General features: G+C 49.5%; 24 protein-coding genes (1 of these 24 running past the window's edge). 13 read left to right on the forward strand and 11 right to left on the reverse strand.

Translation table 11 applies throughout. The features are described 5' to 3' along the window. From B153_RS0125680 to B153_RS0125705, 5 genes are all read left to right on the forward strand, one after another. On the forward strand, nt 1–211 hold the 3' end of the coding sequence (locus tag B153_RS0125680) for an SdrD B-like domain-containing protein (RefSeq protein ID WP_020599619.1). The gene continues 11,792 nt to the left of window position 1, outside the view; only the last 211 of its 12,003 coding nucleotides appear in the window; its start codon lies off the left edge, out of view; it ends in the stop codon at nt 209–211. Nucleotides 212–216: 5 nt separating this feature from the next. Then, on the forward strand, nt 217–1,194 hold the full coding sequence (locus B153_RS0125685) for a PorP/SprF family type IX secretion system membrane protein (protein WP_020599620.1): 978 nt from the start codon (nt 217–219) through the stop codon (nt 1,192–1,194). A 260-nt stretch (nt 1,195–1,454) separates the two neighbouring features. Then, a complete protein-coding gene (locus tag B153_RS0125695) occupies nt 1,455–3,833 on the forward strand; it encodes an OmpA family protein (RefSeq protein ID WP_020599622.1) in 2,379 nt (792 codons plus the stop codon). 169 nt (nt 3,834–4,002) lie between these two features. Beyond that, complete coding sequence (locus tag B153_RS0125700) at nt 4,003–4,920, forward strand: PorP/SprF family type IX secretion system membrane protein (protein WP_020599623.1); 918 nt, start codon at nt 4,003–4,005, stop codon at nt 4,918–4,920. A gap of 102 nt (nt 4,921–5,022) precedes the next feature. Beyond that, nucleotides 5,023–6,102: an AAA family ATPase gene (locus B153_RS0125705; RefSeq protein WP_026262455.1), complete on the forward strand. Its 1,080-nt coding sequence runs from the start codon at nt 5,023–5,025 to the stop codon at nt 6,100–6,102. A 132-nt stretch (nt 6,103–6,234) separates the two neighbouring features. Here the strand turns inward: B153_RS0125705 and accC are convergent, their stop codons facing one another. Continuing rightward, a complete protein-coding gene (gene accC, locus B153_RS0125710; RefSeq protein ID WP_020599625.1) occupies nt 6,235–7,725 on the reverse strand; it encodes an acetyl-CoA carboxylase biotin carboxylase subunit in 1,491 nt (496 codons plus the stop codon). 212 nt (nt 7,726–7,937) lie between these two features. Between accC and B153_RS0125715 the strand changes: the two genes are divergently transcribed. Together B153_RS0125715 and B153_RS0125720 are read left to right on the forward strand one after the other, a co-directional pair. Then, nucleotides 7,938–9,242, forward strand: coding sequence for an aminotransferase class I/II-fold pyridoxal phosphate-dependent enzyme (locus tag B153_RS0125715; RefSeq protein WP_020599626.1), 1,305 nt, complete (start codon nt 7,938–7,940; stop codon nt 9,240–9,242). Between the two features lie 143 nt (nt 9,243–9,385). Continuing rightward, nucleotides 9,386–9,568, forward strand: a complete 183-nt coding sequence (locus B153_RS0125720; RefSeq protein WP_020599627.1) for a hypothetical protein — start codon at nt 9,386–9,388, stop codon at nt 9,566–9,568. Nucleotides 9,569–9,737: 169 nt separating this feature from the next. Here B153_RS0125720 and B153_RS0125725 read toward each other — a convergent pair whose 3' ends face one another. After that, complete coding sequence (locus B153_RS0125725) at nt 9,738–10,145, reverse strand: MaoC family dehydratase (protein WP_020599628.1); 408 nt, start codon at nt 10,143–10,145, stop codon at nt 9,738–9,740. A 127-nt stretch (nt 10,146–10,272) separates the two neighbouring features. On the opposite strand from B153_RS0125725, the gene B153_RS0125730 reads away from it, so the two are divergent. Further along, a complete protein-coding gene (locus tag B153_RS0125730; protein WP_026262456.1) occupies nt 10,273–11,505 on the forward strand; it encodes an acyltransferase family protein in 1,233 nt (410 codons plus the stop codon). 31 nt (nt 11,506–11,536) lie between these two features. Here B153_RS0125730 and B153_RS0125735 read toward each other — a convergent pair whose 3' ends face one another. Beyond that, nucleotides 11,537–11,980: a YybH family protein gene (locus tag B153_RS0125735; protein ID WP_020599630.1), complete on the reverse strand. Its 444-nt coding sequence runs from the start codon at nt 11,978–11,980 to the stop codon at nt 11,537–11,539. Nucleotides 11,981–12,132: 152 nt separating this feature from the next. On the opposite strand from B153_RS0125735, the gene fabG reads away from it, so the two are divergent. Then, nucleotides 12,133–12,870, forward strand: a complete 738-nt coding sequence (gene fabG, locus B153_RS0125740; protein WP_020599631.1) for a 3-oxoacyl-ACP reductase FabG — start codon at nt 12,133–12,135, stop codon at nt 12,868–12,870. A gap of 269 nt (nt 12,871–13,139) precedes the next feature. After that, on the forward strand, nt 13,140–14,018 hold the full coding sequence (locus B153_RS0125750) for a diacylglycerol/lipid kinase family protein (protein ID WP_020599633.1): 879 nt from the start codon (nt 13,140–13,142) through the stop codon (nt 14,016–14,018). A gap of 71 nt (nt 14,019–14,089) precedes the next feature. Here B153_RS0125750 and B153_RS0125755 read toward each other — a convergent pair whose 3' ends face one another. The 8 genes from B153_RS0125755 to B153_RS0125790 all read right to left on the reverse strand — a co-directional run bounded on the left by B153_RS0125755 (nt 14,090) and on the right by B153_RS0125790 (nt 20,132). Next, nucleotides 14,090–14,605, reverse strand: a complete 516-nt coding sequence (locus B153_RS0125755; RefSeq protein WP_020599634.1) for a putative immunity protein — start codon at nt 14,603–14,605, stop codon at nt 14,090–14,092. A 35-nt stretch (nt 14,606–14,640) separates the two neighbouring features. After that, nucleotides 14,641–15,102 carry a VOC family protein gene (locus B153_RS0125760; RefSeq protein ID WP_245564948.1) on the reverse strand — a complete coding sequence of 154 codons (462 nt, stop codon included), beginning with the start codon at nt 15,100–15,102 and terminating at the stop codon, nt 14,641–14,643. 5 nt (nt 15,103–15,107) lie between these two features. Then, nucleotides 15,108–15,518, reverse strand: a complete 411-nt coding sequence (locus B153_RS0125765; protein ID WP_020599636.1) for a VOC family protein — start codon at nt 15,516–15,518, stop codon at nt 15,108–15,110. Between the two features lie 67 nt (nt 15,519–15,585). Next, nucleotides 15,586–16,158 (reverse strand): Crp/Fnr family transcriptional regulator, encoded by a 573-nt coding sequence (locus tag B153_RS0125770; protein ID WP_020599637.1) that lies wholly within the window; start codon nt 16,156–16,158, stop codon nt 15,586–15,588. A 99-nt stretch (nt 16,159–16,257) separates the two neighbouring features. Continuing rightward, nucleotides 16,258–17,685: a family 43 glycosylhydrolase gene (locus B153_RS0125775; RefSeq protein WP_020599638.1), complete on the reverse strand. Its 1,428-nt coding sequence runs from the start codon at nt 17,683–17,685 to the stop codon at nt 16,258–16,260. Nucleotides 17,686–17,890: 205 nt separating this feature from the next. Beyond that, nucleotides 17,891–18,643 (reverse strand): hypothetical protein, encoded by a 753-nt coding sequence (locus B153_RS0125780; protein WP_020599639.1) that lies wholly within the window; start codon nt 18,641–18,643, stop codon nt 17,891–17,893. A gap of 164 nt (nt 18,644–18,807) precedes the next feature. After that, nucleotides 18,808–19,434 carry a CatA-like O-acetyltransferase gene (locus B153_RS0125785; protein WP_020599640.1) on the reverse strand — a complete coding sequence of 209 codons (627 nt, stop codon included), beginning with the start codon at nt 19,432–19,434 and terminating at the stop codon, nt 18,808–18,810. A 2-nt stretch (nt 19,435–19,436) separates the two neighbouring features. Further along, nucleotides 19,437–20,132, reverse strand: coding sequence for an HAD family hydrolase (locus B153_RS0125790; RefSeq protein WP_020599641.1), 696 nt, complete (start codon nt 20,130–20,132; stop codon nt 19,437–19,439). 14 nt (nt 20,133–20,146) lie between these two features. Between B153_RS0125790 and B153_RS0125795 the strand changes: the two genes are divergently transcribed. The 3 genes from B153_RS0125795 (at nt 20,147) to B153_RS0125805 (ending at nt 23,742) form a co-directional block, all read left to right on the forward strand. Then, nucleotides 20,147–20,776, forward strand: a complete 630-nt coding sequence (locus B153_RS0125795) for a Crp/Fnr family transcriptional regulator (protein ID WP_211221713.1) — start codon at nt 20,147–20,149, stop codon at nt 20,774–20,776. Nucleotides 20,777–21,346: 570 nt separating this feature from the next. Next, nucleotides 21,347–22,549: an argininosuccinate synthase gene (locus tag B153_RS0125800; RefSeq protein WP_020599643.1), complete on the forward strand. Its 1,203-nt coding sequence runs from the start codon at nt 21,347–21,349 to the stop codon at nt 22,547–22,549. Next, nucleotides 22,546–23,742 carry a glycosyltransferase family 9 protein gene (locus B153_RS0125805; protein WP_020599644.1) on the forward strand — a complete coding sequence of 399 codons (1,197 nt, stop codon included), beginning with the start codon at nt 22,546–22,548 and terminating at the stop codon, nt 23,740–23,742. The genes B153_RS0125800 and B153_RS0125805 overlap by 4 nt, the downstream gene beginning before the upstream one ends. Nucleotides 23,743–23,784: the final 42 nt, after the last annotated feature.

A 23,784-nucleotide genomic window follows, 5' to 3' on the forward strand; every position in this document is an offset into this window, starting at 1 on the left:
TNGCTTAACGGTNAGTCTNNANGTNTACAACCGCTGGGGTAATCTGGTCTACAAAAACGAGGATTACAAAAACGACTGGGATGGCAAGCCNAACACGGGCATCGTGCTCAGCTCGGCCGACTCCAACGGCGTACCCGATGGCACCTACTACTACGTAGTCAACCTGAGCGATGGCCGCAAGTTTGTTCGATACATGACTATTAACCGCTAATTCGGATGGCAAACCAGTTTNNAANTAAACTTTGGGCCGCNGGNNTNGNGCTGCTGATGCTGGGCATCNGCAGCCGCCCCGTGCGGGCTCAGCAGGACAAGATGTTCTCTCAGTACATGTTCAACATGATGGCTCTGAATCCGGCCTATGCCGGNAGNCGGGATGTACTGAGTATGTCGGCGCTGTACCGCAACCAGTGGACGGGCGTCGAAGGGGCACCCCAGACAGCGACCTTCACGGCCGACATGCCCCTGAANCANGAACGGGTNGGGGTGGGNCTGCAACTCTACGGCGACAAGGCCGGGGTGATTCAGGAAGCCGGAGCGTTTGCTTCCTATGCGTTTCGGATCAAAGTAGGGAGTCGGACTACACTGGCGTTAGGGTTGCAGGCGGGGGCTTCGAGCTATCAGGCCAACCTGCTGGAGGTGCGTACCTCGCCCGACAACCAGATCGATCCGGCCTTTGCCAGCAACATTTCCAAGATACTGCCCAACTTCGGAACGGGGATCTACCTCAGCAACGACAAGGCATATCTGGGTTTGTCGGTGCCCCGGCTGATCAAGAATCGGCTGAGTGAGTACAATGTAGGGGATTACCGATCGGTGCAGGCCCGTCATGCGTATCTGGCGGCCGGTTTTGTGGTGGGTCTCAGNCCGGTGGTGAAGATGAAGCCTTCGATGCTGGTNAAGTATGCGGAAGGGGCTCCNTTGGGCTTCGACGGGAACNTCAACTTCTGGTTTGCGGACCGGATCGCGATTGGGGCCTCGATTCGCCGGAATCAGTTTTCGACCTGGTCGACGTTCACGACGGATGCGGTGGTAGGGATGCTGGAGGTACAGTTGACGGACCAGTTCCGGTTCGGGTATGCGTATGACCGGACGATGAACGGNTTGCAGAGTGTGGCTCCGAGTTCGCACGAGATCATGATTCGGTATGAGTTTGGTTTCGGCAAGAACCGGATCCTGACGCCGAGGTATTTCTAAAGCGAAAGCGCGACAAAGGGCAAGCGTGCCCCTGTGAAGAAGCGAAAAATTGCATCAGCATTTCGCTCTTTCACAGGGGCACGCTTGCCCTTTATCGTAGGCCATAAGGCCATTTGGCGGTTTTTCATTTTTCGATCATTCGCTCGTTTATGTATTGATTTTCGGCGTAGATTTTGCTTATGAAAGGGTATATTCTTCTGGATTCCGGCGGAGTGTACCCTTTCTTTTTTGCTACTGAAGTTTTCCAACTTTTATAGTGTATGAAGCATATTTTCTCTATTATCGTACTTGCCTGGGTTTTGGTAAGACCGGCTCTGGCTCAGTCGTTAGTAAAACAGGCCGATCGGCAGTTTGATCAGTTAGCCTATACCAAAGCTATTGAACTGTATGAACAGGCGCTAAAGAATCCATCTACACTTGCTGAAACGGATCGATTGGCGGCCCGCGCTAAATTAGGCTACAGCTATCAGCAAACGCGTGATATGCCCAACGCCGAGCGTGTATACCGGGAACTTATCAGCCAGGGAGCATTACCAGCCGATTATACCAAATGTTACTTGTACTACGCTCAGACGTTGGCCAGTAACGGTAAATATCGCGAAGCCCAGGAGGCCTATGACAAATATGGGGCTACCCAGACGAGTGATAAACGCGGTCAGGGATTTTCAAAATTGTATCAGGATGTAAGCGCATTGACCCGCAATGCCGGGAGCTATAAGGTTGAATACCTGAGTATGAATACCCGACAGGCTGAGTTTAGCCCTATGATGTATAAAGATGGGCTGGTTTTTGTATCGACGGGCAATGGGAGCACTGGTGTAAAACGGGTTTTTAAATGGAATAATACCCCCTTTCTGGATTTGTATTACCTGCCCGATCTGAAATCGATCCGTGGGTCAAAAGCCGCTAGTCTGGGGGGGAGTTCGGCGGCTACCAAACGCATTCGTACCCAGTTGATTCGCCCACTTGGTAGTGACGACTTTACGGCTCCAACCGCCAACGACTCCCGGACGGTTGGCTTCTATGGAGGTACCAACATCAGCCAGGGGTATGAAGATCAGCCCATTAGCGAGTCCGATCAGTTTAGCCGGACCTTGAATACCAAATACCACGAAGGGCCTGCGACCTTTACCAAAGATGGCTCACGGGTGATCTTTACCCGGAACAACTACAACGGTGGAAAGTACCGGAAAAGCAGTGATGGCATCAACAAATTAAAGCTATACACGGCTACACAAACGAGTGGGGTATGGAGTAAAGCGGAAGAACTGCCTTTCAACAATGACGAATACTCAACCGGGCACCCGGCGCTATCGAAAGACGACCAGTTGCTTTATTTCGCATCGGATCGGCCCGGCGGATTCGGTGGCACCGATATTTACGTGTCAAAATGGGTGAATGGCAAATGGGGCGAACCCGTCAACCTGGGTAAAGAAGTGAATACAAAAGGCAATGAGCTGTTCCCGTTTGTTGATGAAAAAGGAAACATCTACTTCTCCTCCGATGGACGGCCCGGCCTGGGCGATCTGGATATGTTCTATGCCCAGCTCTCGCCCGATGGGCAACAGGCTTTACTGTCGCGGAATCTGGGTGAGCCACTAAACTCGTCAAAAGATGATTTTGGCATTGTAACGGATGGCGACCGAATGAGCGGTTACTTCAGTAGCAACCGTAAAAATGGAGGGGCTGATGATGACCTGTATCGGTTTACCCGTGAAGGCTCTCTGTACCCTTGCCGCGAACTTACCGTCAGTATTGTTGATGCCGAAACCAAGCAGCCACTGGCTAATACGTCGATTGCGATGGACAATCCCGCCAGCAACGGTCAAAAACAGCTTAAAACGGATACCGAAGGGCTGGTTCGGGTCTGTCTGACGGTCGATAGCGACTTCAAATTCCTGGCTACTCGGGAAGGGTATCTGGATAACCAAATCGGATTCTCAACAAAAGATATGTCCGACGACCAGCCGTCGCGGCTCGAAATTCCGCTTTCGAAACCGAAGGTAGAAGAAAAGCCGACCCTGGGTATGACCACGTTGCGTGGGCGTATTACGACCCAAACCGATAAGCAACCTATTGAGGGAGTAAAAGTCGTGCTGGTGAACGAGTGCGATGGAACCTCTCAGGAAACGACTACCGGACCAGATGGCAGTTATGAATTTTCGGTAAAACCCGGCTGCGATTATGCCATTGAAGCCATGAAAGACAACATGGGCACAACCGGGAGCCGAATTACCAAAGAGGGCGTTGGCTCAACAGACATCGCTATGTTCAAAAAGGGGGATATTATTAAAATCGACAACATCTACTACGATCTGAATAAATCAGCAATTCGGCCCGATGCCGCTGTTGAGTTGGATAAAGTAGTAGCGCTGATGAAAAAATACCCGACTATGAATATCGAAATGCGCTCACATACCGATAGCCGTGCATCGACCAAGTATAACGCTACCCTATCGAGCAATCGGGCCAAAGCAGCTGTATCGTACATCAAATCGAAAGGCATTGCTGCCAAGCGGATGATCGCTAAAGGGTATGGCGAAAGCCAGCTATTGAATAAATGCAAAGACGGTGTGAACTGCCCTGAAGAAGACCATCAGCAAAACCGCCGGACAGAAATCAAGATTCTGAAATTTTAGAAAACTAGTCCGTAGTACAGGTATAGACAGAGCCGATCGGTAGGTTCAGGGAGCATACAAGCTGATCCTCCCTGAACCTATCGATCGGTTCTGCGTAATGCTGGGTACTAATTTTAAGTAGGTTTTTCAGGCAAAACCTTGCAATTTGGGCCACTTTTCCTGCAGCTTTATGCGTGTTTTTACGTCTGTTATCGTCTCATTTTGTTTAGGGGTCGCTACCTTGCTGATTTCCAGTCAGCATGCATATGGCCAGAAGGAAGTGCTGTATTCGCAATACCTCCTGAACCCGCTCAGTATCAATCCGGCCTATGCGGGCAGTCGTGAGTCGTTTCATCTGACCGCCTTTCTCCGACGAAAATGGATTAGTGTACGGTATGCGCCCGTTACCCAGAGCGTTTCGGCCGATGGGGCCATTGCCAATGGGCGGCTGGGAGTAGGCTTTCAGGCATTAAATGACCGGATGGGGCTGTTTACGGCAACGGGAGTTTATGGAAGTGTGGCGTACCGTTTTAACCTCCCTGCACTGGCCAAATTGTCCATAGGTGTTCAGGGGGGCGTCAGTGTTGTTCCACTCTATGATGTGACCAGTGCCACAAGCATCAATCGGGCGGTAAGCAGTTTAGGCGTTGGGATTTACTACCGATCCGATCGTTTTTTTGCGGGCCTTTCAGCGCCTGAGCTAAGCGGGCAGATCAAGGATATTACGGGCCGCTATTCGTTTAAGGGCGTTCAGCCGATTATGCTACAGGTAGGTGTTCCCTTCGAAGTGGGCGAAACTACGGTCCTGATTCCGTCGGTTCTGCTGTCGAAAATAGCCGATCGTCCACTGGGTTTCGATATCAATATGCGAGCCTGGTTTCAGGAACAATTTGGGTTTGGGTTATCTTATCGGCAAAACAGTCCGGGCTATATCTCGACCAATTATGTGCAGGCCCTTGCCGAGTATCAATTGAGTAAATCGATTCGGATAGGGTATATTTTTAACTCGCAAACCCCCGAAAGTCCTAACGCCATGCAGTATGATCAGAAGAGCGTACACGAGATCATGCTGCGATTTGCCCCCAACGTACTTTCCACGACCTATTGATTAAAAGACCGCAAGAGTCAACCAAAAAAACAGTACATTGGTACCTTAGAAACGTAACATACCGCCCGATTGGAAGCCAACAAAGAGATTTTCAGGAACGATATGTTGCGCTATTTGTCGGCCAGCAGTCGTATGCCTAATCAATCCAGTATTCAGAATTTATACATTCCCAGCGATCTCGACCGAGAGTTTCCGCTGGCCCCTCATTTTGTCCAGGCATTTGGTAGCTATCCCAATTACCTTCATTTCAACGATGATTTTAAGCCATCGGCTCAACAGTTGCTCGATAGCCGGGGATTTGTACTGATCAATCATTCAACCCGCGTTACCGATAAAGGATGGCATGTTATTGAGCGAATCTATCAGCATGATGAGGGGTTGGTGATAAAGGCAGAGTTCGTTGGGGATCGATTCATCCGTCTATACGGTTACTTTCGGGACGAAACCTCCGCAAAAAGCTTACTGGATGGTTTTGAGGAGCACAGGTATGTGCATGAAGATAACCAGACACACATCTACCTCATTCAAAGCGGGCTGGGTGGACTGCACACCGAGCGGGTCGAAATTCTGCCGCCCGAAATTGATCTGGAGCTTCATTATAACGACGATTTTCCCGCCGTCCACGAGCGGCTGGTAGCCTTGTTGGGGCAGCCTAAGAGTAAAGGTCTGATTCTGTTGCACGGTGAGCCTGGTACGGGCAAAACAACCTACATCAAATACCTCAGTTCGCTGGTCAAAAAGGATATGCTCATTTTGCCGCCTTATATGACCAACTACCTGACCTCTCCCGAAATTATTCCGTTCTTGCTGGATAATAAAGATTCGGTACTGATTATTGAAGATGCCGAACGGATTCTGCAATCGCGCGAAGCCGGTGGGGATACCAATAGTGTGTCCAACATCCTGAACCTGACCGACGGTCTACTGGCCGACTGTATGCACATCCAGGTTATTGCAACCTTTAATGCCAGTAAACACCTTCTTGACAAAGCTCTCCTCCGGAAAGGCCGTCTGATGGTCGATTATGCGTTTGGAAAGCTAGCCCCTGCCAAAGCCAACCGACTGCTCGAACACCTGAGCATGGAGTACCGTACCAGTCAGCCGATGACGCTGGCCGATATTTTCAACCTCGATGAGCAGACCGTTTCGGGCGAGCGGCAGGAGGTCAGAATGGGATTCTAGGGCAGTGCGTTGACCCGCATTTTTTGTCTAATCCGCTTTAATGAAAAGCCCTCCCGCTTAACTGGATCATTAAAATTAGCCAGTTAAGCGGGAGGGCTTTTTGGAGTATATCAAATACTTAGAAAAATTAAGCTAAAGCCGATTCGCTTTCCATTTGCTCTGCCTGGTTGTAATAGCAGTAGAGCCATTCGGTTTGGGTTTGGCTGTTTCCAGAAGCCAGGCACTGAGTACGGCGGCTAGTTCGCGTTCTTGGGTATCAGGCGTAGGGGTAAGTTTATCGGGGGTGAAATAGCGGCTTACAAATCCTGTATCGAACTGGCCGGAGCGAAACGCTTCGTGCTCCATCACAAAACGGCAGAACGGTAAGGTCGTTTGTACCCCCGAAATCTGATACTCATCGATAGCCCGGATCATTTTCTGAATGGCTTCCTCCCGCGAATCGCCATACGTAATGAGTTTGGCAATCATCGGGTCGTAGTAGATCGGGATCGCCATGCCCTGCTCGAATCCATCATCTACACGAACGCCATTCCCCTGTGGACGCACATAGGTGTCGAGCGTACCCACATCGGGCAGGAAGTTATTGGCCGGGTCTTCGGCATACACCCGCACTTCTACAGCGTGGCCCTTGATCTGTAAATCGTCCTGTTTGATCGTCAATGGTTTTCCTTCGGCAATGTAAATCATTTGTTTTACCAGATCCACACCCGTGATTTGCTCCGTAACCGGGTGCTCTACCTGAAGGCGGGTATTCATTTCCAGAAAGTAGAAGTCCAGGTTATCGTTGACGATGAACTCGACTGTCCCTGCTCCATAGTAGCCGCAGGCACGAGCTACGTCTACAGCCGCACGGCCCATAGCCTCCCGAATTTCGGGCGTCAGAATAGCCGATGGCGCTTCTTCTACCACTTTCTGGTGTCGGCGCTGAACGGAACACTCCCGCTCAAACAAGTGGATAATGTTGCCGTGCTGATCGCCCAGAACCTGAATCTCGACGTGCCGGGGCGAGGTAACGTACTTTTCAATAAACACCGACCCGTCGCCAAATGCCGACTGAGCTTCACTAACGGCCCGATCCATCTGTTCGTCGAAATCAGCTTCCTGCTCCACCACACGCATCCCTTTACCCCCACCACCCGCGCTGGCTTTTATCAGAATCGGATAGCCAATTTTGGCTGAGATGGCTTTGGCTTCGGTACGATCCGTAATAGCCGACGGAGTGCCCGGTACCATCGGGATATTGTAATCGGCTACGGCTGCTTTAGCGGCCAGCTTACTTCCCATAACCTCGATACTTTCGGGCGATGGACCAATAAAAATGAGTCCAGCCTCACGCACCTGCCGGGCAAAATTGGCATTCTCAGACAGAAAACCGTACCCAGGGTGGATGGCATCTACCTGAAGTTTTCGGCATACGTCAATGATAACATCGGCGCGGAGATACGATTCGGTCGATGGGGGCGGGCCAACACAAACTGCTTCGTCGGCATAGCGGACATGCAGGGCATTACGGTCGACTTCCGAATAAATAGCAACGGTTTGAATCCCCATTTCGCGGGCCGTTCGCATGATCCGCAGGGCAATCTCTCCCCGATTGGCAACGAGAATTTTTTTTATGGTCATTGGGTATCGGTCATTCATGGTCCTTGGTCGTCATGAATAGTGACGATCAATGGATGGCCCTGAATGACAACCAATGACCCTGAATGACGACTTCATGACAATAATACGGAATTGAATTTTATGACTTCCGTTTGCGCTACCAAAAGATAACCGTATTTTTGCACTTACCGTATAAAAAAACGAGGCTGTAGCCTGATAAACACCAATAAAAAGTGGATTTATTTGAGAAACTGCGTAACAACTTAGGGCCTATCGGTTCACCGGCTAGGGATTTTAATGGCCACCACTATTTTGCATTCCCAAAACTGGAAGGAGAACTGGGTCCTCACATGCGTTTCCGGGGCAAGGAGGTGTTGAACTGGAGCCTGAACAATTACCTGGGTTTAGCCAATCATCCCGAGATTCGGAAGGTCGATGCCGAAGCGTCGAAGCAGTGGGGGCTGGCTTACCCAATGGGCGCTCGTATGATGTCGGGCAATAGCGACCTCCACGAGCAGTTTGAGAAAGAGCTGGCTCAGTTTGTTGGTAAAGAAGACGCATTTCTGCTAAACTATGGTTACCAGGGCGTTATGTCGGCTATCGAAGCCGTCGTTGATCATCGGGATGTCATCGTATATGATGCTGAATGCCACGCCTGCCTGATCGACGGTATTCGTCTGCACAAGGCCAAAATGGGTGAGTACTATAAGTTCAACCACAACGACATCGACAGCCTGGATAAAAACCTGCAACGGGCAACCAAAAAAGCCGCTGAAAAAGGAGGAGGTATTCTGGTGATTACCGAAGGTGTGTTTGGGATGTCGGGTAAAGTCGGTAGTCTGGATAAGATTGTTGCCCTGAAAGAGAAGTACGAATTTAAGCTGCTGGTCGATGATGCGCATGGATTTGGCACGATGGGCAAAACAGGCGCCGGTGTAGGCGAAATGCTGGGTTGCCAGGATGGTATCGATTTGTACTTTTCGACGTTTGCCAAGTCGATGGCCGCTATCGGAGCCTTTATCGCGGCCGATCACGACATCATCATGTACCTCAAATACAACATGCGGTCGCAAACCTACGCAAAGGCGCTTCCAATGCCTTATGTAGTAGGTGGAATGAAGCGGCTGGAGATGATCCGCAACTCGTCGGAATTCCGCGACAAGTTGTGGGAAAACGTTCGGGCGCTGCAAAGCGGTTTACGTGAGCGCGGCTTCGATATTGGCGATACACAATCGCCCGTGACCCCCGTATTCCTGCACAATCTGGAAGGGGGTGTTCCCGAAGTAGCGGCTCTTACCAAAGACCTGCGCGAGAATATGGGCGTGTTCTGTTCGATTGTGGTATACCCCGTTGTGCCAAAGGGAACCATTATGTTACGGATCATTCCAACTGCTTCACATTCGCTGGAAGATGTAGAGTATACCTTGAATGCGTTTTCGTTAGTAGGCGAACGGCTGCAAAAGGGTTACTACAAGAAATTTGCGGCTGAAATCGCCCAAAAAACGCTTCAAGTATCGGCCGAAGCGGCTACAGAATAGGGTTTTGTGCCGAAAATAGGATTTTTTGGGCATTTTTTTGGCTCAGCTATTGCGCTGTATGATAGAATGCTTAAATTTCCAACCAAAACCGCGTTTTTAGCGGAATTTGGGCATTTTTCACACTTAAACCCATACGTATCGCTATGGCACGCTTCGAAGAAGTAAAGAATTTGGTTATGTCGCTCGAGAGCGATTTCGAGAAATTTTACGAGAAAAATAACCAGGCTGCCGGTACCCGCGTTCGGAAAGGAATGCAAGATTTAAAAACGCTGGCGCAAAACATTCGGGCTGAAGTTCAAAATACCAAGAACACACCCGCTAAGTAGCGTTAGCATCTGGTCGATTGGCCAACTATAAAAACTCCCCTGTCAGGCAATGTTCTTACAGGGGAGTTTTTATTTGGCTGGTCATCAGGTCAGGAAGGTATCGGGTTGAGTAGCCATTCGCCGACTCCCAAAGGGTATTACCCTATAGGCCGCCCGCCCTTGCTATGGATTATATTTTTTCCCGGTGCATCAGTGTAGCTATACCCCGTGTGGTGACTTTCCCCGTTTGGACATCTTTAAGTTCGCCAAGAATCTGGGCGGTATGTTTGACCGGGTCGACCGATTGAACGGTAAACGTGGCTTCGTAGTCGGTATCGACAAACATAGGCCGTAAAAACTCCAGCGTTTGCCCCAGATAAACCGACCCATAGCCTGGGAATTCGGTACCCAGAACTTTGGTGAAGATACTTGCCCCCAGCATACCATGAATAATAGGTCGTTTAAATGGGGTTTGCGCTGCGAAATCAGCATCAAGGTGCAATGGATTGTTATCGCCCGTAACTCTGGCAAAATCAATTACGTCGGCCTGTGAGAACCGAAAGCCGTAGCGATGAACAGCATGTAGACCAAATTCCATATGGGAAATGGATAATGTACAATGAAAAATGAATACCAATGACGGCAAAGTTCGTCATGGAATTCCATTTTCCATTTTTCAATATCCATTATCCATTATTTATTCCTCCGTACCTTCGCGGATACTTATGCTTACGAAACTATTTTCAACCGATACGGCGACAGCAAAGCGCGTATTTGGGCTGGATGTAATGCGGGCGCTGGCTATCCTGATTGTTGTAGACGCCCATGCTACCATTGCGCTTAAAGAGTACTATAACGGGCTATTTATACACCATCTGCTGCCCGATGGCGTTGAGTTATTTTTTGTTCTGAGTGGCTTTCTGATTGGTGGTATACTGATCCGTTCGTACGAAAAGAAAGGCCATTTCAATCGGGAGCTATTGCTGAATTTCTGGACGCGACGCTGGTTTCGGACCCTGCCGAATTATTACCTTGTGCTGAGTGGGTTGATCCTGTTCGCGCTGGTACGTGCCTGGCGAAGTGGGTTGCACCATACCTTACCGGGCAAAGTAACCTTGATTAAGTACTACCTTTTCATTCAGAATTTTGCAAACCCGGTTCCCGACTTTTTCCCCGAAACCTGGAGCCTGGCCATTGAAGAATGGTCGTACATTACTCTACCACTGGTTTTGTGGGTAATGCATACGCTGTTTTCGTCCCGGTGGCCCCGTCAGCGGATTGTTTTGTCGACCATCCTGATCATTATCGTCGGAACCAATCTATATCGATTCATTACAGCCCTTCAAATTCCGCTTTCAGAAGGCGAGTTGCAATATCGGGGCATGGTAATAACCCGGCTGGATGCGATTTCTTACGGGGTGCTGGCGGCTTATGCCAAAAATTACTGGCCGAGCTACTGGACCAACAAGACCCTTCAGCGACGACTGCTGCTGATTGGTATATTGATTAGTGCGCTGGTTTCCTTTTCGGCATCGATTCTGGTCATTGGCTATTACTATAAAGCGGGTATCCATCTGGGTTATACATTCTTTAAGCGGACTTTCTATTTTCCGCTGATGGGGTTGAGTATGGCCCTGATTGTACCCTATATGGACGGCTGGCGGACAGCAACGGGCATTTGGGCGAAAGCCGGAATCAGTCGGATTATTACGCATATCAGTCTGATTTCGTATTCGATGTACCTCCTGAATCTAACGCCCATTATGCTGACTATTGTGGAGCGAATACCCACTACATCGTTTGCCGTTGGCTGGACCAAAGTTGGTGTATTCTGGGTGCTGGTCCTGGTTGCGTCGACGCTTTTATATCATTTCTTTGAAAAACCTGTCACCGAACTCCGCGAACGAATTTCAGCCAAAGAACCAACCCTGTTAATGAATGAACGAGTGAACGAGTAGGCTGACACAGCCGCAAAATTCCCTCGTTCATTTAGCTTGTATGGTCGCTGATGATGACCCAGCGCCGTTTGACTTTACGCCAGAGCAGGGTGAAATACCCATCGGTATCACCTACTTTGGGGCGCGTGAGGTGAAACCGACCAATCACATAGGCGACATTCGGACTTGGGAAATCCATATTGAGCACATCGAACCGGAGTTTCCCCATCGAAGCGCGGTCGGGATATCGCTTTTTATAGTTTTCGAGGGTAGCCTGATAGCCGTACGTAATGCCGGCTTTGCCTATAAACGTCAGCGAATCGGATGTCCAGTAAGCAGTCATGAACTTGTCGATACGCCCGGCATTCCAGTCGTCGGTCTGACGCTTTAAAAGCTGGAGAATTGCCCGTCGGTCGGGGGCAGTGCCAATGGATTGGGCGCGTACACCTATCTCGAAAAATAAGCTAAGAATAAGGAGGGTACTTAGTTGGCGCATCATAAGCCGGTTTTGTGGAGTTTAACGAGACAACAACCCGAATACGGGACTATTGTCTGGCAGTAAGTTAATCAGGAATTGATTGACAAGTTCGCAATAGTTTAGCGTTATTCGCTGCATTATTCGATTACTCTGTTTCTAAACCGGAAGTTATGCGATTACAGAATAAAGTGGCTATCATAACGGGGGCTGCACGGGGCATTGGCCAGAAAGCAGCCGACGTATTTTGCCGGGAAGGGGCTACGGTCATTATCTGGGATGTACTGGACGAAGGCGAAACCACCGCCCATACGTTACGTTCGCAGGGATTCCATTGTGAGTTTAAGCATGTGAGCACAACGGATGTAGAACGTATTGAAGCCGCTGCCCGTGAAGTGATTGACGCGTACGGCCGGATTGATATTCTGATCAATAATGCGGGCATCACACGCGATAAAACCCTGCTGAAAATGTCGTTTGCCGAGTGGCAGCAAGTGATTGACGTGAACCTGACGGGCGTGTTCAACTGCACGAAAATCGTAGCGCCCTATATGGTCGAACAGAAGTACGGACGAATTATCTGTACGTCGTCGATCAATGGCGTACACGGGGCATTCGGGCAGACGAACTACGCAGCCGCCAAAGCCGGTATTATCGGGATGGTCCGGTCGTGGGCTAAAGAACTGGGGCCCAAAGGTGTCACGGCCAATGCCGTAGCCCCCGGTTTTATCCAGACCGCCATGACCGATGCCATGCCCGAAGATGTTCGGAATCATGCCGTTGCGGCCATCCCTGTCCGGCGGATCGGAAAACCCGAAGATATTGCCTATGCCTACCTTTTCCTGGCATCCGACGAAGCCTCCTTTGTGAATGGTCATGTCTTGGCCGTAAATGGCGGGCAGGCACTTTGAGTGTTTACGGTTTCAAGTATTCTGGTAAGTTGCCTGACAAGGGTAGTGCCTGACACCTGAAACCGTAAACTGACTATCTTTACAAACGCATTTACCGTAACTTGATCATGTGGAAAAAAATTCTGGACTTTTATCAGGAGTATAAGCCGTATGTGTTTTCAGACGGCTGGTACTATATTTTTATCGTCGTGTTTATTCTCATCCTGTTCATTTTCTTTTCCTGACAGGGTAGGGGCAGACTGTACAATTGTAACCTTTAATTCATCTACGTGGCAATCCGGTCAAAAGTTCTGGCCATTATTAATCCCAACTCAGGCACAACCTCGGCCGAGCAAAAGCAAGTGCTTCTGGATGCGTTTATGCGTCGTGCCGAAGCGCTGGAGTATGATCCCGAAGTCCTGCTGACGACGCACGCAGGGCACGCTACCGAACTGGCAGCCGATGCCGTAAAGCGCGGAGTGAACCGGGTGCTAACCATTGGGGGCGATGGCACCATCAACGAAATTGCCCAGGCCCTTCGTCGAACATCCACCGCTCTGGGTATTGTGCCCATCGGCTCTGGCAATGGTCTGGCCCGGCATTTGGGCGTTCCCCTGAATCCAATGAAGGCCATCGACCGGGCTTTGAGTGGGCGCCCGGTGGTGATCGATAGTGCGGAGATTAACGAGTATCCGTTTTTCTGTACGGCAGGAATGGGTTTTGAAGCGTACGTTGCGCATGAATTCGCTAAGGCTCCCATACGTGGGCTACCCACCTATATCCGAACGGCTTTTCGGGCCTTTTGGGCCTACAAGCCGCAACGCTACCGAATTGACGGACAGGAGAAAGCCTTGTTTTCAATGACCTTCGCCAATGCCGGACAATTCGGTAACAATGCCTGGATGGCCCCAACTGCCAACATTGCCGATGGGAAACTGGAACAATGCGAAATCAGACCATTTCCAGTTCAGTCGGCAGGTATGCTCACCTGGCGGCTCTTCAACAAAAGCCTGAACCAATCTGCCTATTGGCGTGGCCGCTCCATTACCAAAGCTGTGGTTGAGGCCGATGAACCGCTGCGCATTCATGCCGATGGCGAGCCGCTGACATTGCCCACAGGCCGGGCCGAGGTGCGCGTGTTGCCGGGTAGTTTACTGGTGTTGTTGTAGGAGCGAATTGCGGAAGATAAAAATTGAATAGTACCTGGGTTATTGACGATCAACGGAACTGTCGGTTTTTGTCAGCAATCGAATACAAACCAGCAGAGAGGATTTCTTAAGGTCTGGTCATCCAGAACAAGCTCACGAATGTCGGGGGGAAGTTGGTCACGCTGCCATTGGCATTCAGCCTGCCCCATTTTGTCCTTCCCGGTTTCGTCGACAGATTCTCTGACGGCTCGAATGGCATAGGCTGCCGCACCAAGTTCATGGGCCGCAACATGGGCTACTGCCACGGCCTGTCCGGCAGCCAGGGCGGCAAACCGGGCCGCTTCGGGCATGCCTTTGGCGGCAGCATTGGCCGCGAAAGCCGCCTTGTGCGCTTGTTTCATGCTGATTTCTCCATTGACCCACGCTCGCGCCAGTTCGATGGCTTTTCGGGGCCGTTCGTCATTCGGGTTAGCCTGTTCAAACAGATGAAGCACGTGTTCGGCACAGGTAGCCGCCCATAAGGCAAGCAACTGGTGGTTTGAATCGGTCAAGGTACCGCCACGGCGTAGGGTAATAAATCGGGGGTCTCTTTCTTTTGGTAAGATCATGGTCTGCCTGACGAAAATAGCTGTTGTGCGCTGCTTTATTTAGCATTCAGTTCTTCGGCTAGCCCGATCAAAAGTCCTTCGGGACCGCGAATGTAGCACAGCCGATATACGTCTTCGTACTGAACCACCTCGCCAACTAGATGGGCACCCTGTTTGTAGAGTCTGGTGAGTAGTTCATCAAGGTCTTTGACGGCGAACATGACACGCAGATAACCCAGCGCATTGACAGGGGCATCTCGATGGTCGGCAACGACAGGCGGGTTGAGAAACCGAGAGAGTTCGAGTCGGCTGTGGCCATCCGGGGTTACCATCATGGCAATCTCGACGCTCTGATCGCCTAGCCCGGTGACCCGCCCGGCCCATTCACCTTCGACCATGAATCGCCCCTGAAGCTTCAGACCCAGCTCAGTAAAAAAAGAAATAACTTCGTCCAGAGATTCTACTACGATACCGACATTGTCCATTCGTAGCAGGTTGTTGTTTACCATAGTATGCATTCGTTTTATTGTTCAGCGTGAAGCCCGACCTTGTTTCCTTCGCTGTCGAGGATGATGGCGATGAACCCTGCCGGGATTTGCATTTTTGGGGCAATGATCTTTCCACCTGCCTGATCAACACGGTCAAGAACAGGTTGAATACTCGGGCTTGCGTTGATGTAAACAACCGTGCCGTTGCTTGACGGATGGTTCCTTGCCGACTTTGATAATACGCCTGTGATCCGCCCCGATGTTGCCTGAATAACGCCTGGATTAAACGGAAAGAAAACGGCTTCATCGTTTCCGTCTGCCCGTTTCACCATGTCAATGTCCAAAATAGTTTCGTAGAATTTTTTCGCCCTGTCAATGTCGGTTACAGGTATTTCAAACCAGGTCAAAACATTCGTTTCCTCGTCAATCTTCTTTAGCTTTTGCATAGTTTCCAGTTTTTTCTGCAAAGGTCAAAAGCAGCGCAATGGGCTACCTGTGATAAACGTCACATAATTACGTCAACACCCTACGCTTTCTTATCCGACTTAACGTTTCCCTGGCTACCCCCAGAAAAGAGGCTAATTGAGTGAGTGAAACCCGTTGTAAAATTTCGGGGTGATTGCTTTCCAGGTATTCCAAACGCTCCTGGGCTGAATAGAGGTTGAATAAGGTTGAGAACTCTTCTTGCTTGATCGCAAACAAGCGGATGCAGTTTCGTCCCAACGCTTCTATCTCGCTGGATTGTTTAGACGCCTGAAATAAGTTGTCCTTGTCGAACACGATTGCGGTCAGCGGTTCACAGGCCACGATAGCATAGGTCGATTTCTGCCCGTTTCCAAAGCTGCTGATGTTGGTTGCGATATCGTTTTCAAAGAAAAACCCTGTGTTTTTTATAGCTCCGTCAATGACATAATAGCTTTTACAATAACCCCTCTCAATGTAAAAAAGTGAGTTGCAAACCTGCCCTTCGTTCAGTAGATAGTCATTTTTCTTAAACTCTTTTTTCGTTAATGCACCCTGCAATAGTTCCCAGCTTTGGTCTGAAAAATCGGTCAGTGAGCGAATATACTTTAATAGATTGTTCATGTAATTTGTATCTGCTGTGCAGCCTATGCTCCTAGCCGTCAATGTGCCTTGGTTCGGGGTGTGGTGGGTTTTAGTACAGTAATACAACAAATGGAATACTCAGTGGTTTCTAAAATTCCATTTCGAATTATCGCTGTCAAACTCAAATTCGGCTAAGGTTGGGGTGCTATCGCCGGATGATACCAGCGCTAACTTCTTGCCTGAATTCGGTACTACCTTCGGCATGATCCGGTAGGTGCCGTCTGTCAACTGATCGATTCGCCATAACTGTTCGGGTGCGCCGGTGAAGGCCGGCACGGTGATCACGTCTTCATTGGCCGTGGCGGCTAGGGCCCGATCGGTTCCGGCCAGTACAATTTTGTAATAGGGGCCACCTAAATACCCGGTGGTATCCGGCGCATCGGTAATGGTCCATTGCTGATGAGGGCGGGACATGTAATCGCCTATTCGCAAATTGATGTTCCCGGTGGGCCAGGTTTTCTGGACATCGGCGAGTTGCTGAGCCGGAACGGGCTTGATGGGCTCATTGTTGGGCTGACCAAATCCCCGTACAACGGGCATCCGTGTAAAATCAACGGCCAGTTCTAAAGCATAGCCGCGTCGAACGGATTCAATCTCATACGTACCTTCTTTAAATTTTTCTCCGGCAATGGGCCATCCATCTTTCCAGACCACCGGAAGGATGCCTAATACGCTTCGACCGCTCTGCTCCAGATCGGCTTCGTAATGGATAGACATTTTCTCAACGCCTTTCTCCAGAACGATGTGCCCGAAATGGCCGGGGCCAATCAATCCGCCACGGGTAGCGACTACTAGCTTACCACCGCCTTCCAGCATGCTTCTGCCAACATTATCGAGGTATGGGCCGGTTATTTTTTTGGAACGACCCACCACCACATTGTAAGTCGAATTAGCTCCATCGCAGCAACTGCCATGCGTGGCCAGTAGGTAGTACCAGCCATCGCGATAGACCAACGTGCTGGCTTCACAGACAATGGCGACATCGACGGGTTTATTGCCCGCCTTGAGCTTGCCGGTTTTGGGGTCTAATTCGATCAGGCGCGTATAGCCAAAATAGGTGCCGTAAGTGAGCCAAAGGCGTCCGGTGGTTGGGTCCAGCATAAGGCCGGGGTCGATGGCGTCGTTCTCTTCATAGCCATCCGACGTGGCCACCACAATCGGTTCAGAATACTTAAAATCAGGCGACTTGGGGTCTAATGTCTTGTTCCACATGGTCAGGATGGCGCCTTTGTGGTTGGGCGAACCACCCGTGGCCCCATAGACGACCAAATACCGATCCCCAATTTTGAGAATGTCGGGGGCCGCACCACCACCCGGTCTTATCCCGCCCCCATGCCACGTCCAGCCATCGTTGGAAATTAATCCACCACCGCCTGTGCCGAAGGTGTAATACTTGCCGTCGCATTCGGTAACGGTTGCCGGATCATGAATAAAGGGTCTGCCGACCTGGGCTAGCACGGTTTGGGTTATCAATAAGGCGAAGAAGGTAGTCAGGGTGGTTTTCATTATTTTATGGACTATGTTGTCTTAACTAGCGTAAAACAGACTAAGAACTTATTTGAACCTTTTTGTCAAAAGCGTTTTTGTCATCCCGACGCAGGAGGGATCTTCGGGTGAGGCTGAAAACCTTCGATTATCGAAGATCCCTCCTGCGTCGGGATGACAAACGTGTTCGTAATGAATCGATTACAGAAAGTATAAAAGGAACCTATCACTCAATTCCAATACGGAGGTTTTTGATGGGAGCCCCTTTTTTATCCAAAAAGCGCATACAAAAGTTAGCCATGCCCGGTCCGTTTATGACGGCTCCCCGGATGATGTTTTTGCCCTTTTTGAGCGTTAAACGGCCAGAGGTACCATTGTCGGCAATCATATCCCGGTCGCCGGAGAGTAGCAGGGCTTCCTGACCATTCAGCCACCACATACTTCCCGAATTACACCCGGCCGCCAGCCTGACGTTTTGGACTTCTTCGGGGCTATCGATGACCGTGACCAGCCAGACCAATATGCCGTATTTAGGCTTGTTGAGGGCGTAGGTAAAATGATATAGGTTGAAGTTGAACGCCTTGCTATCCAGCGCATACCACTTTAGATCCTGACTTCCTACTTTTACGGTTTCGCCATTGTGGGGAACGAGGGTGTAGTCGCTGGAAAAATTATCGGTCGAAAACGTGGTTCGGAGGTAGTTGTCGGTGAATATATTGTTTCGGACAATATCTTTCTTGACGGGTTCCAGCACCAGCCATCGTTGAATAAAGCCCTGGGCATCCGGTGCTTTTTTAGCGGCAGAGGCCGGGGTAAAGTGTTTGGATAGGGTATGGGTCGTATCGCCTTTTAGCGGAATGGGTGGGAGGGGGATGCGTGGCCCCGGCCCTTGGGCAAAAGCCGTAAGGCTGCCTAGTTGTAAGCTTACTAAAACGACAAACGATAGAAACGGCAACAAGGGTTTATTGTGTCTGTTCATAGCAGATTGCCCTGGTAAGGATCAGTGTTTATACAGTAAGCGTAGTTTAGGCAAACCTACTCAAGCTATTACATAGGGTTTGATTCAGCGAACTTTAGATTCTCTTGGATTTAGGGTAATTATAAAAAGTGGCAGATGCTGGGGATAAACGTTAGCACCTTATACTACTTTTCATTTAGCAGTTCCTGAAATCGGTCGGCAAATAGCCCAACATGGTAACCATCCATCAAGCCGTGATGAACATGTATTGAAACGGGCATCGATTTGATCTGATCTTGCTCTGTCAGTTTTCCAAAAGATATTTTTGGAGAACTATCGGGAAAAGAAAAGCTTCTGGCGTGCGATAAACTTGTAAAGTTCAGCCAGGGAATTGCTGAAAAGTGAATAACACTTTCACCCGAAACGGCTGGCCGCAAACCACTTACCTGACGAACCTTTTCCATTTCCACACGAGCGCTTTCGTAAAACTCATTTTCATTGGTTGTATAATCAATATACGAAAACCCAAATGTTCCGTTTGGGCGATTCACAGTAGCCGACGCTTGTGTGCTATCATATACATATACTTCATTCTCGTAAATCCGGTAGCGGAAATTTTCTACTTCGTTAGCTGCTTTTATAGCCCGGTACAGGTAATAGAGAAAGAATGAAATGTTCCTGGATTTTGCCTGTTGATAAGCCAGTGTGCAATTAACTGATATAACAACACCAAAGAATGGCTCTTCAAATTGGGAGAAAAAAAGATAGTGTTCTTTCCGGTTCCAATGGTCAATATTGATACCCCGTTTCATTGCTACAGCAGATAAGTAAGAATGTCATCAATGGATTGTAATTCAAAAAAACGATCGTGTTCCACTCTTGCTTCGTAGCGTTCGTGCTGCCAGGTAACATGATAAGGGGTGTGTGCAGCAAAGCCGCCAAGTTCCAGGACGGGGAGTATGTCTGACTTAATGGAGTTGCCTAGCATGAGCAAGTTTTCGGCCTTGCAATCGAGATGTTTGATAAGTTTTTGATAGTTAGTAACTTGCTTGTCGCTCATGATTTCAATGTGGTGGAAGTATGTCTCCAGCCCCGATTGTTTAAGCTTGTTTTCCTGGTCGAGCAAATCACCTTTTGTAGCCACTACCAGCCGGAAATTTCCTTGTAGTTGTTTCAGCGTTTCAGCAACGCCCGGCAATAATTCAATTGGTTTTTGCAACAATACCTTTCCGATCTGGATGACTTTTTCTGCCAGGTCTATATTGGCCTTCCCGTTTGTAATCCGGTTTGCTGTTTCTACCATGCAAAGCATAAACCCTTTTACGCCGTATCCATACAAAGCGAGGTTTTGCATTTCAGTTTTAAACAGTTCCTGAGCTGTTGAGTGCTGTGGCAGGTAGTCTTCCATCAGTTCGCAAAACAGCTTTTCGGCTTCCTGGAAATAAGGTTCGTTTATCCACAGCGTGTCGTCGGCATCAAAGACTACGGTGGTGATGGTATCTTTTAGCATATTGTCTATATTCGGTGGGCAAAAGTGAGCAGGGCGCAAAACAAAAAAAAGGACATTTGTCTCACCGTACAGATTTTATGGTACGCACCAATCAGACGTTTTTAGAATACATCGAAACGCTTTACGAAAAGCAGCAGCACAAAGAGGAAATTCGTATAAAGCAGTTTACAAAGGGGCAAAATCTGTTGAGGCAGGGCGAAGCTGCTACCAAAGTAATGCTGATAAAGGAAGGCATTACAAAATGTTATCTCAGTGAAGAGAATGACAAAGAGTACATTGTTGAATTTCTGGGAACAGGCGAAATCGTTGGCGAAATAGAGAGTATAAGAGCAATCACCTGCTTATGCAGTGTAGATGCCATAACCGATACGTCGGTATTTGCGTTTTCAACTCCATATTTTCTTCACTTACTACAAACCGATTTACAATTGAATCATTTGCTGTTAAATTCATTTGCCGGGCGAATTATTAACACATCCATCCGTGCATCATATCAACAACTTTATACGGTAGAACATAGCCTGAAAAAATTGTTGGAACTACAAGCCAAATATGACCTTAAACTTTCAAAAGAAGAAATGGCTTCTTATCTGGGCGTTACAATCCGTACGTTAAATAGAAGCCTGAAAGGTTTATTAGATTAACTGTTTTAAGGCTAACAGCACTGCCGCTAATTCTTGAATATACGAATTAAGAACCTACGTAAGCCTGATTGCCGAGATTGCTCCCAACGGTCGTATTTACGTGGCGGGCCAGAACCAAGCGTTCAAAGGTGAAGATATAGTCGCTTCGGTGATCGGGTTGGTATTTAAGTCAACTTTATAAGTGCTACCGGAAACACTACGACATTAATTCACGGAGCAATAAACACCATGTTATAGCCAGTGCTTTTCAATATTTTTTCAGTTACAGTCCATTATCTTTGAACTGGTGTAGGAATAATTTTGAAAAAGCAGAAATATCAATAGCGTAAGTACAGAATTTGTATTAGCCGTGCAAAAGACATTGTAATGGGCGTTGTGTAGGCAACTTCTTTGCGGCACGTTGCAGACCGCAACATAAGGTGGTTTGTTGCGAGCAATACTCATGCATCGGTACACTCTCACTAACGAAAGGCTGGAATTAAGGCGGGTTTTTCGGGAACAAGCCCGATATTTGCCCCTCCAAAACTAGACTGATCATCGGGTGGTTAGTAGCCCGGTATCTTTTTGCCGATGTCTCAAAAAGTAGTTCTTGCCTTTAGTGGAGGTCTTGATACCTCCTTCTGCGTTAAATATCTGTCCGAAGACCGGGGTATGGATGTGTACTCGGTACTGGTCGATACGGGCGGTTTTTCGGATGCCGAACTCAAAGCCATTGAAGAGCGGGCGTATTCGCTGGGCGTGAAATCGCACAAAACGATTTCGAAAACCGACGATTATTACCAGCAGTGCCTGAAGTTTCTGGTGTTCGGTAATGTCCTGAAAAACAATACCTATCCGCTGAGCGTGAGTGCCGAACGAATTTTCCAGGCGATTGCTGCGGCTGAATATGCCCGTGAAATCGGTGCGTCGGCCATAGCCCACGGAAGTACGGGGGCTGGTAATGATCAGGTGCGGTTCGACATGGCGTTTCGGATCATAGCGCCCGACGCTGAAATCATCACGCCCATTCGCGATCTGCGTCTGTCGCGGGAAGCCGAAATCGAATACCTCAAGTCGAAAGGCGTGGATCAGGAGTGGCACAAAGCGGCCTATTCGATCAATAAAGGTTTGTGGGGAACATCGGTGGGTGGTAAGGAAACCCTGACATCCGATCAGTTCCTGCCCGAAGCGGCCTGGCCTACCCAGATCACCAAAACTGAACCCGAAACCATTACGCTGACGTTCCAGCATGGCGAAATCCGGGGTGTGTCGGGCGCTACGTTCTCCGAAATGTACCCCAATTCGGTCGATGCCATCCGCAAAATCACTGAACTCGCCGGGCCATTCGGCATTGGCCGCGACATCCACGTAGGCGACACCATCATCGGTATCAAAGGGCGTGTCGGTTTCGAAGCTCCCGCACCGCTGATTCTGATCAAGGCGCACCATACGCTCGAAAAGCACGTACTGGGTAAATGGCAACTATACTGGAAAGAGCAACTGGCCAACTGGTACGGCACCATGCTGCACGAAGGCCAGTTTATGGACCCCGTCATGCGCAACATCGAAACCTTCCTGGCCGATACGCAGGCGCATGTGTCGGGAAAAGTACACGTACTGCTGGCTCCGCATCGGTTCCAGGTGCTGGGGATTGAGTCGGAGCATGATCTGATGTCGTCGAAGTTTGGTTCCTATGGCGAAATGAACAATGCCTGGACTGGCGACGACGTACGGGGCTTCTCGAAAGTGGCCTCCAATCAGGTGATGATCTACGAGAAAATTAACAACCAGTGATCGGTAAAGCCCGAAAATACTGCGCTCCCCGGAGTGTAGCCTATCCGCTGCAACTGCTCGATGTCGTGGTGGATGGCTATGCCCGGGGTAGCTACTCCCGTCGGGATTTTGGTGCGCCAAACCTGGATGCGCCCGTTATCCTGGTGATGACATCGGGTCACCTGGGCGATGCGTTGATCCTGTCGTACATTTTCCCGCTTATCCGGCAGCGTTACCCCTACGCACAGATCGATGTGCTGGCCGGAAGCTGGTGCGACCCCATCTGGAAAGGCAATCCCTTCATCCGGCGGGTCGTCCATCTGGACCATCCGAACACCAATCGGCGGCCCCTGTCGACATGGGCCAAATGGCAGGCGTTTTACCAGACCACAAAAGCCGCGATTGACACCCTGCACGATACCGTCTACGATTTTTCGATTGATGTACGGTTTTCGGATTCGCCCATGCACTTTGTGCTGCCTTATCTGAAAGTGAAGCGTAAAATCGGCTATGGCACGCGCGGCTTCGGTGGCCTGCTCGATCACGAGTTTTTTATGCCCGACGAGGAGGTGCATAACTTCGACCTGATTCTAAAGCTGTTGAAGCCGATGGGTATCGAAGCTGATCTACGAACCGTTACGCCTTATTTCGTGCATCCAGCCGAATCGTCTGAGCAATTGTGGTCTAAACTAGGGCGACCCGTTCCCGATCAGAAACCGATTTTGATCTTCCCCGAATCGGGCGATGAAGTGCGGATGCTGCCAATTGCGTATTGGGCTAAGCTTGCCGTTCGGCTGTTGCAGGAAAGTGCGTCGCCCATTGTCTTTGGCGGTCAGAAAGCGTTTACGACAAACCTGTATGAGCAGGTTCGGGCGGCTGAGCCTGCCTTGGCCGACCGACTGGTATCGGCGGTGGGTAAGCTAACGCTACAGGATATGGCCAGTCTGAGCGAACAGGCCAGGGCCGCGTTTACGCTCGATTCGTTGCCGATGCACCTGTGCTGTCTAGGCTGCCCTACGCTTTCGTTTCAGAAAAGTGGCATGGGGATTCAGTTCTTTCCCATTTCGAGTCAGCCGACACTGGTCATCCACAATCACCAACTCAGCCGATCCCTCACACTCGACCGTCCCGATTTTACCAGCGAATACGTCACTACGTTCGATGATGCCGTACTGGATCGGGCGATGGAATGGTTTCGGACAATAACTGGTTAGATAGCTATGGCACAGAGATACATGAAGAAAAACGGAGATTCA

It is taken from the genome of Spirosoma panaciterrae DSM 21099, from assembly GCF_000374025.1.
GTDB lineage: Bacteria > Bacteroidota > Bacteroidia > Cytophagales > Spirosomataceae > Spirosoma > Spirosoma panaciterrae.

What these genes read in the sequence shown, in the direction of transcription:
- B153_RS0125700 (WP_020599623.1), top strand. Translation starts at nt 4,003, where the DNA reads ATGCGTGTTTTTACGTCTGTTATCGTCTCATTTTGTTTAGGGGTCGCT.
- B153_RS0125765 (WP_020599636.1), bottom strand. Translation starts at nt 15,518, where the DNA reads ATGCAAAAGCTAAAGAAGATTGACGAGGAAACGAATGTTTTGACCTGG.
- B153_RS0125735 (WP_020599630.1), bottom strand. Translation starts at nt 11,980, where the DNA reads ATGCGCCAACTAAGTACCCTCCTTATTCTTAGCTTATTTTTCGAGATA.
- B153_RS0125790 (WP_020599641.1), bottom strand. Translation starts at nt 20,132, where the DNA reads ATGCTAAAAGATACCATCACCACCGTAGTCTTTGATGCCGACGACACG.
- accC (WP_020599625.1), bottom strand. Translation starts at nt 7,725, where the DNA reads ATGACCATAAAAAAAATTCTCGTTGCCAATCGGGGAGAGATTGCCCTG.
- fabG (WP_020599631.1), top strand. Translation starts at nt 12,133, where the DNA reads ATGCGATTACAGAATAAAGTGGCTATCATAACGGGGGCTGCACGGGGC.
- B153_RS0125770 (WP_020599637.1), bottom strand. Translation starts at nt 16,158, where the DNA reads ATGAACAATCTATTAAAGTATATTCGCTCACTGACCGATTTTTCAGAC.
- B153_RS0125785 (WP_020599640.1), bottom strand. Translation starts at nt 19,434, where the DNA reads ATGAAACGGGGTATCAATATTGACCATTGGAACCGGAAAGAACACTAT.
- B153_RS0125730 (WP_026262456.1), top strand. Translation starts at nt 10,273, where the DNA reads ATGCTTACGAAACTATTTTCAACCGATACGGCGACAGCAAAGCGCGTA.
- B153_RS0125705 (WP_026262455.1), top strand. Translation starts at nt 5,023, where the DNA reads ATGTTGCGCTATTTGTCGGCCAGCAGTCGTATGCCTAATCAATCCAGT.
- B153_RS0125780 (WP_020599639.1), bottom strand. Translation starts at nt 18,643, where the DNA reads ATGAACAGACACAATAAACCCTTGTTGCCGTTTCTATCGTTTGTCGTT.
- B153_RS0125760 (WP_245564948.1), bottom strand. Translation starts at nt 15,102, where the DNA reads ATGCATACTATGGTAAACAACAACCTGCTACGAATGGACAATGTCGGT.
- B153_RS0125725 (WP_020599628.1), bottom strand. Translation starts at nt 10,145, where the DNA reads ATGGAATTTGGTCTACATGCTGTTCATCGCTACGGCTTTCGGTTCTCA.
- B153_RS0125755 (WP_020599634.1), bottom strand. Translation starts at nt 14,605, where the DNA reads ATGATCTTACCAAAAGAAAGAGACCCCCGATTTATTACCCTACGCCGT.
- B153_RS0125695 (WP_020599622.1), top strand. Translation starts at nt 1,455, where the DNA reads ATGAAGCATATTTTCTCTATTATCGTACTTGCCTGGGTTTTGGTAAGA.
- B153_RS0125800 (WP_020599643.1), top strand. Translation starts at nt 21,347, where the DNA reads ATGTCTCAAAAAGTAGTTCTTGCCTTTAGTGGAGGTCTTGATACCTCC.
- B153_RS0125775 (WP_020599638.1), bottom strand. Translation starts at nt 17,685, where the DNA reads ATGAAAACCACCCTGACTACCTTCTTCGCCTTATTGATAACCCAAACC.
- B153_RS0125720 (WP_020599627.1), top strand. Translation starts at nt 9,386, where the DNA reads ATGGCACGCTTCGAAGAAGTAAAGAATTTGGTTATGTCGCTCGAGAGC.